Origin of the sequence: Prescottella agglutinans, assembly GCF_004011865.1 — a bacterium.
GTDB lineage: Bacteria > Actinomycetota > Actinomycetes > Mycobacteriales > Mycobacteriaceae > Prescottella > Prescottella agglutinans.
Genome location: NZ_RKLP01000005.1, coordinates 344,186 through 351,033, shown reverse-complemented (window position 1 = coordinate 351,033; position 6,848 = coordinate 344,186). Strand labels below are relative to the sequence as shown.

The 6,848-nt window shown below is 69.4% G+C and carries 6 protein-coding genes; 4 read left to right on the top strand and 2 right to left on the bottom strand.

The features are described from left to right. Nucleotides 1-34 precede the first annotated feature (34 nt). Complete coding sequence (locus EGT67_RS12280; protein ID WP_127916346.1) at nucleotides 35-1,636, bottom strand: acyl--CoA ligase family protein; 1,602 nt, start codon at nucleotides 1,634-1,636, stop codon at nucleotides 35-37. A 205-nt stretch (nucleotides 1,637-1,841) separates the two neighbouring features. Here EGT67_RS12280 and EGT67_RS12275 point away from each other — a divergent pair, with 205 nt between their 5' ends. Further along, nucleotides 1,842-2,693 carry a helix-turn-helix transcriptional regulator gene (locus EGT67_RS12275; RefSeq protein ID WP_127916345.1) on the top strand — a complete coding sequence of 284 codons (852 nt, stop codon included), beginning with the start codon at nucleotides 1,842-1,844 and terminating at the stop codon, nucleotides 2,691-2,693. Here EGT67_RS12275 and EGT67_RS12270 read toward each other — a convergent pair. Then, nucleotides 2,683-3,957, bottom strand: a complete 1,275-nt coding sequence (locus tag EGT67_RS12270) for an MFS transporter (RefSeq protein ID WP_241565989.1) — start codon at nucleotides 3,955-3,957, stop codon at nucleotides 2,683-2,685. The genes EGT67_RS12275 and EGT67_RS12270 overlap by 11 nt on opposite strands. 75 nt (nucleotides 3,958-4,032) lie before the next feature. Here EGT67_RS12270 and EGT67_RS12265 point away from each other — a divergent pair, with 75 nt between their 5' ends. The 3 genes from EGT67_RS12265 (at nucleotide 4,033) to EGT67_RS12255 (ending at nucleotide 6,704) form a co-directional block, all read left to right on the top strand. Then, on the top strand, nucleotides 4,033-4,743 hold the full coding sequence (locus tag EGT67_RS12265) for a FadR/GntR family transcriptional regulator (protein ID WP_127916344.1): 711 nt from the start codon (nucleotides 4,033-4,035) through the stop codon (nucleotides 4,741-4,743). 40 nt (nucleotides 4,744-4,783) lie between these two features. After that, complete coding sequence (locus EGT67_RS12260; protein WP_127916343.1) at nucleotides 4,784-5,311, top strand: gamma carbonic anhydrase family protein; 528 nt, start codon at nucleotides 4,784-4,786, stop codon at nucleotides 5,309-5,311. A gap of 322 nt (nucleotides 5,312-5,633) precedes the next feature. Next, a complete protein-coding gene (locus EGT67_RS12255; RefSeq protein ID WP_421958121.1) occupies nucleotides 5,634-6,704 on the top strand; it encodes a magnesium and cobalt transport protein CorA in 1,071 nt (356 codons plus the stop codon). Nucleotides 6,705-6,848: the final 144 nt, after the last annotated feature.

Below are 6,848 nucleotides of genomic sequence, written 5' to 3'. Positions count from 1 at the left end.
GGCGGGCGAGAGGAATCCTTCAGGACGGGTCGGCTCAGCGCTGCGCGCGCAGTTCGAACTTGAGCACCTTGCCGGTGGGGGTGCGCGGCAGGTCGAGGGGGAACACGATCTCGTCGGGCACCTTGTAGCCGGCGAGCAGCGAGCGCGTGTGCGCGACGATCTCCTCCTCGGTCACCGACCGGCCCGGCTTCACGAGCACGAACGCCTTGGGGCGCTCGCCCCACTTCTCGTGCGGCACACCGACGACGGCGACGTCGAGCACCGCGGGATGCGAGATGATCGCCTGCTCCACCTCGACGGTCGAGATGTTCTCGCCGCCCGAGATGATGATGTCCTTGGCGCGGTCCTTGAGCTGGATGTAGCCGTCCGGATGCATGACGCCCAGGTCGCCGGTGTGGAACCAGCCGCCCGCGAAGGCGTCCGCGGTGGCGCCGGGGTCGCGGTAGTAGCCGAGCATCACGTTGTTGCCGCGCAGGACGATCTCGCCCATCGTCTCGCCGTCGGCGGGCACGTCGACCATGTTCTCGTCGACGACGCGCGCGTTCTCGGCCTGCACCATACCGACGCCCTGCCGGGAGATCAGCGCGGCCCGCTCCTCGGGGGTGCGGTCGTTCCAGGACTCCTGGTACTCGCAGATCGTGTACGGCCCGTACACCTCGGTGAGCCCGTACACGTGCACGACGGTGATGCCGAGCGCCTCGAGCTGACCGATGACGGTCGGCGACGGGGGAGCGCCGGCCGTGGTGATGCGCAGCGCGTCGACGGGGTGGGCCCGGTCGGCGCCGGCGATGGTGGTGCAGACCGCCGGGGCGCCACACAGATTCGTGATGCCGAGGTCGTCGATCGCGTCCCAGACCGCGTCGGCGCGCACCGCACGCAGGCACACGTGGGTGCCGGCGGCCGCGGTCACCGCCCACGGGGTGCACCAGCCGTTGCAGTGGAACATCGGCAGCGTCCACAGGTACTTGGTGTTGCCGTCGAATCCGTTGTGGAATGTCTCGCCGAGGGAGTTCAGGTAGGCGCCGCGGTGGGTGTACATGACACCCTTGGGCTTTCCGGTGGTGCCGGACGTGTAGTTGATCGCGATGACCTGTTGCTCGTCGTCCACGCCCCAGTGCAGCGGCTCGTCGGTGAGACCGTCCCGGCTGCGGAGGAACTCGTCGTAGACGCCGGTGACCACACCGGCGGGGACGTCGGGGCGCGGGATCGTCGAGTCCGGCAGCTCGATGATCTCCGCGACGCTGCCGACGTTCTCCCGCACGGTGCGTACCGAGCCGACGAGCTCGGAGTCCACGAAGAGGACCTTCACGCCCGCGTGGCCGAGGATGTACTCGAGCTCGGGACCGGCCAGGCGCGAGTTGAGCGCCACCAGGACACCGCCGGCCAGCGGCACCGCGAAGTGCGCCATCAGCATCTCGGGGGTGTTGGGGCACAGGTAGGCGATCCGGTCGCCGGGCGTGATGCGGGATCGCAGCACCCGCGCCAGCTGCGCCACCTCGTCCGCGAACTCGCGGTAGGTGTAGCGCCGGTCCCCGTGGATGATCGCCGTCTTGTCGGGGAACACCGAGGCCGAACGGTCCAGGAAACGCAGCGGACTGAGCGGTGTGTAGTTCGCCGAGGCGGACAGTTCGGGCACGGGTACCTCCGTGGTGCTGGTGGCGGCGGGACCCGGCGGCGTGTGTGTCCTCGCCCGGTCTCCGGCATTGCTGTGACGGGCGCTACAGCCCGGCGGAACCGACGCTATGGGGTGCGGCGAGGGGGCCGCTACCCTCTGAAGTGGGTAGCCGAGCAGGTGCCCGACGACCGTGCCGACGAACCGACCGGCCCTTCCGAACGAACTGATGACCGACATCCTGAGACCGAGCGACGAGGACGCGATCCGCGCCGAACTCCGCTACCTGCGCACCAGCACGTCGCTGCCGGTGCTGTTCGGCGGCATGGTGGACGGGCCGCGCATGCGGCTGTCCGGCTTCGTCGGGACCCGCGGCGCGATGCTGCGCGACCTGGTGATCGACACCGCGTGCGGGCTGGGCGGTCGGGTGATGGCCGAGCAGCGTCCCGGCGCGGTCCAGGACTACGCGAACTCGCGGCACATCACCCACGACTACGACCACGAGGTGGCCAGCGAGGGCATCGAGTCGCTGCTCGCCGCGCCGGTCGTGGTGCGCGGGACGACCCGCGCCGCGGTGTACGGCGGCCTGCGGGCCAACCTGCCGATCGGCGACGTGGTGGCCGAGGCGGTGATGCGCTCGGCACGCAAGCTCGCCCACGAGATCGACGTCCGTGACGAGGTGGACCGCCGGATCGCGATGATCGAGAACGCCCGCACCGAGCCGGTGGCGTCCCGGGATCCGCGGGTGTCCGAGGGCATCACCGAGAGCTACCTCGCGCTGCGCTCGATCGCCGACCGCCTCGACGACGACGCCCTCAGCGCGGAGGTGCAGGCCGTCGAGCAGAAGCTGCGTGGGCTCACCACCGGGGGCTCGGAACCGGCGAAGGTGTCGCTGTCGGCGCGTGAGTTCGAGGTGCTCGTCCACGTCGCGCTCGGCTGCCGCAACGCCGAGATCGGACAGCGGCTGGGGCTGCGCCTCGACACGATCAAGAGCTACATGCGCAACATCATGACCAAGCTCGAGGTCCACAGCCGACACGAAGCCGTCGTCGAGGCCAGGCGGCAGGGTCTCATCCCGTAGCGGTACCCGCGGCTCGGGCACGTCGGGTCCTGTTGAGCACCAGTGCGATCAGGCAGGCCAGCGCCGTCGCCGCCGCGAACTCGGCAACTGCGGCAGAGGTGCCCTGGTGGGTCATGAGGAGCCCGGCCGCGATCGCCGGCACCCCGGTCCCGAGATACGTCAGTGTGTAGAAGGCCGCGAGGACGGCGCCGCCGGAGTCGCGTGCCCGAGTCGCGATCGCGATACCGACTCGCTGCATTCCACCCGCGAACGCGAAGCCGTGCCCGACACCGACGGCGACGGCGACGACGAACAGCAGTGGCAGACTGCGCACCCGGTCGACGACGAGCACGCCGATCATTCCGGCACACATCAGGCTGAGTCCGATCCGCTGCGCGACAACGGGATCCAGCCCGCGCATGCTCAGCTGGGACACCACCGAGCACGACATCACGAGGGCGGCCGTCCCGGCCCCGATCAACAGGTTCGAGACGCCGAGCATCTCCGAGATCCACGACGGCACCACCGACTGGAACAGCCCGACGGCCGCCCAGGCGACAGCGGACGGGAGGGTCGCCAGCAGGAACACCGAGCGGATGTCCCGTGGGACGCGGGGCAGTTCGATCAGGCGGCCGCCGGTGGTCCGCGTCGCGCCGTCCGGCTTCGGCAGCAGGATCAATGCGACGACGCCCGGGACGAGGGCGGCTGCGAAGAGCACGTAGGGGAGCACCGTCGGGTGTGGGAGGTATTCGGCGATCGCGCCGGCGAACAACGGACCCAGCGCCGCACCGACCGCGGTGCTCGCGGTCGCCGCGCGCGCCGCGCGGACCGGGTTGCGCGCGGGGACGTGCTCGAGCAGCGCGGCAGTCCCGGCGGCGGAGCAGGCGCCCACCGAGACTCCCTGCAGGATGCGCCCGGCGAACAACCACGCGGTCGAATCGGCGGTCGCGAGGACGGCCGCGCCGACCAGTCCCGCGAGGAGTGCGGTCATCAGGATCGGGCGTCGGCCGATCCGGTCCGACAACGGGCCGAACAGGAAGAGCGTCGGGACCAGGGCGGCCGCGTACACGGCGAAGATCGCGGTCTGCGTCGCTGGGCTGAACCCGAATTCCGACCGGTAGACGCCGTACAACGCGGTCGGCATGTTCGTGCCCAGCAGCAGGATCGCCAGCACGTACCCGATGCCGTGGAAGTGGCGGGCCGGCCAGCGCCGGGCGGGCGGTTCGGGTACGCGCACGACGTGGTCGGCAGGAACTGGCTGCGGTCGGGTGACGGTCGGGCGCACGGATACATCCTACGTAGGACGTCCCATGTAGTCTGGGTGAGGGTGAGTATCGGCAGGTCGTGTGAGGATGAACCCGTGACGGTGGTGCAGAAGGAATCGGCGTACCAGCAGGCGCTGGACTGGATGCGCGCCCGGATCGCCTCGGGTGACTGGGCGGTCGGCGAGCGCATCCCCATCGAGCCGGAACTGATGGAACTGCTCGGCGTCGGACGGAACACCCTCCGGGAGGCGATCAAGTGCCTGACGTCCACCGGAATCCTCGAGATCCGGCGGGGCGCGGGAACCTTCGTGCGTGCCCGAACCGACATCGGTGGGCTGCTCACCCGCCAGGTCGCCGTCTCCGAGATGCTGCACGTCTACGAGGTGCGTCGGGCCCTCGAACTCGAGGCCGTGAGACTGGCCTGCGTCCGCCGCACCGACGACGACATCCGCCGTCTGCACCAGGCTCTGGATCTGCGCAACGAGACCGGCCGCGGCGGGGACGGTGCCGCGTTCGCCGACGCCGATCTGGCGTTCCACGTCGCGGTGGTGGCCGCCGCCCACAATCCGGTCCTCGACGAGTTGTTCGCCGGCATCTCCGAGCCGTTGCGGGCGACCTACGAGTTCACCGACGGCGTCCACGAGCCGGAACTCGGGTCGGGGCACCACCGGGACGTCGTCGACGGGATCGAGCGGGGTGACGAGGCGCTCGCCGCGCGGGGTACGTGCGGCCATCTCGAACTGTTCGTCTCCGGGGTGTACGAACGTCAGGCCGGTGCCGAGGGACCGGCGCAATCCGGGCAGTAACCCCCGAGAGTACGCATCGTCGTCGAAAGGTGTTCTCCGCGTGGCAATCTATCGTCTCGGTGACCTGGTTCCCGACATCCATCCCAGTGCGTTCGTGCATCCCGAGGCTGTCGTCGTCGGTGCGGTGACGATCGGTGCCGAGGCGTCGATCTGGCCGTCGGCGGTGCTCCGGGCCGACTACGGGACCATCTCCGTCGGTGCGCGCACGTCGATCCAGGACGGCACCGTCCTGCACACGTCGCGGGAGTGGCCCACGGTCGTCGGCGCGGACTGCGTGGTGGGGCACAACGCCCACCTCGAGGGCGTCGTCGTCGAGGACGGGTGTCTGATCGGGTCGATGTCGACGTGCCTGCAGCGAGTGGTGGTGGGCACAGGCAGCCTGGTGGGCGCGGCCGCCCTGCTGACCGAGGGGACCGTCGTCCCACCGCGATCCCGCGTGCTCGGTGCGCCGGCAACCGTTGTGCCGCACCCGAATCCGGAAATCTTTGCGGAGGAGATTCGGCGTGGCGCCGCGACCTACGTCGCCAACGCGGCACGCTACCGGTCGGAGATGGAACGCATCGGCTGACGACTGCGGTTGTCGCCCTCGGCGCTGTCGGAGTAGTGTGTCGTCGTTCGTATCGAGCCTGCCCGCGCGGTCGCGGGATTCGAGGAAGAGGAGGTGGGGCTAGTAATGAGTAGCCAACCTCCGAGTACCAGCTGAGCTAGGACAATCCACGCCATCCGGCCGGGTGGCGTTCGACTGGTGTCCGCGCGACCGCAGCGTGTGCTGTCGGCCGCGGACCTTCCCGAAAGCCGTATTCGTCATGCGTGAGAAGCGCCCCATCCGCTCGATCCTGCCCCGACGCGCCGCCGGGACCGCCGACGACGTGGTCTCGCCGGAGCACTCGATGGCCCCGCGGCATCCCGCGCACTCGCCCGCGCCGCAGCACAGCGCCGTCGAGTCGAGTGTCGTCAACAGCGCCGTCTACCGGGACGGCCGGCGCATCGCCTCGCCCGCGACGCTCGCGGCGGCGCTCGAGAGCCTGCCGGACGCCTCGTCCATGGCGTGGATCGGACTGTACCGCCCGTCCGATGCTCAACTACACGCTGCAGCAAGACAATTCGATCTGCACGAGCTGGCGGTCGAGGATGCGATCGTTGCGCACCAGCGGCCCAAGCTCGAGCGCTACGGCGACACCCTGTTCGTCGTGCTCCGCGCCGCGCGGTACCTCGACGAGTCGGAGTCGGTCGACTTCGGTGAACTGCACATCTTCTGCGGCCCGACGTTCGTCCTCACCGTCCGGCACAGCGAGTCGCCGGATCTGTCGAACGTCCGCACGCGGATGGAGAGCGACCCCGACCTGCTGCGACTCGGCCCCGAGGCGGTGCTCTACGCGATCCTCGACGCGGTCGTCGACGGCTACGCGCCGGTCGTCGCGGGCCTGCAGAACGACATCGACGAGATCGAGACCGAGGTGTTCAGCGGCGACCCGATGGTGTCGCGGCGCATCTACGAACTCTCCCGCGAGGTCATCGAGTTCCAGCGGGCCACCAAGCCGCTGCTCGGCATGCTCAAGGCGCTGTCCGCCGGCTTCGACAAGTACAAGACCGACGAGGAACTGCAGAAGTACCTGCGCGACGTCACCGACCACGCGACCACCGTGGTGGAACGCGTGGACGGGTTCCGGGATCTGCTCGCCAACATGCTCACGGTCAACGCAACCCTGGTCTCGCAGGCGCAGAACGAGGAGATGCGCAACCTCACCCAGGCCAGCTACGCGCAGAACGAAGAGATCAAGAAGATCTCCTCGTGGGCCGCAATCCTGTTCGCGCCCACGCTGATCGGCACCGTGTACGGCATGAACTTCGACAACATCCCGGAACTGCACTGGGTCGGCGGCTACCCGTTCGCGCTGATGCTGATGTTCCTGACCTGTTTCAGCCTCTACACCATCTTCAAGAAGCGCGGCTGGCTGTAGCGGGTGGCACCGGAGCCGATCGGCCGGTTACAGTCAGCGCCGTGACCGACCTTCGCGCGATCGACTCCGGTGAGCTGCTGACGCGGCGCCGCCACGTCGACTTCGCGCTCGTGTGCACGTCCGGTTGTCCGCGGTCCTGATCGA

Coding starts and splice junctions, on each gene's coding strand:
- EGT67_RS12275 (WP_127916345.1), top strand. CDS start 1,842: ATGACCGACATCCTGAGACCGAGCGACGAGGACGCGATCCGCGCCGAA.
- EGT67_RS12255 (WP_421958121.1), top strand. CDS start 5,634: ATGGCCCCGCGGCATCCCGCGCACTCGCCCGCGCCGCAGCACAGCGCC.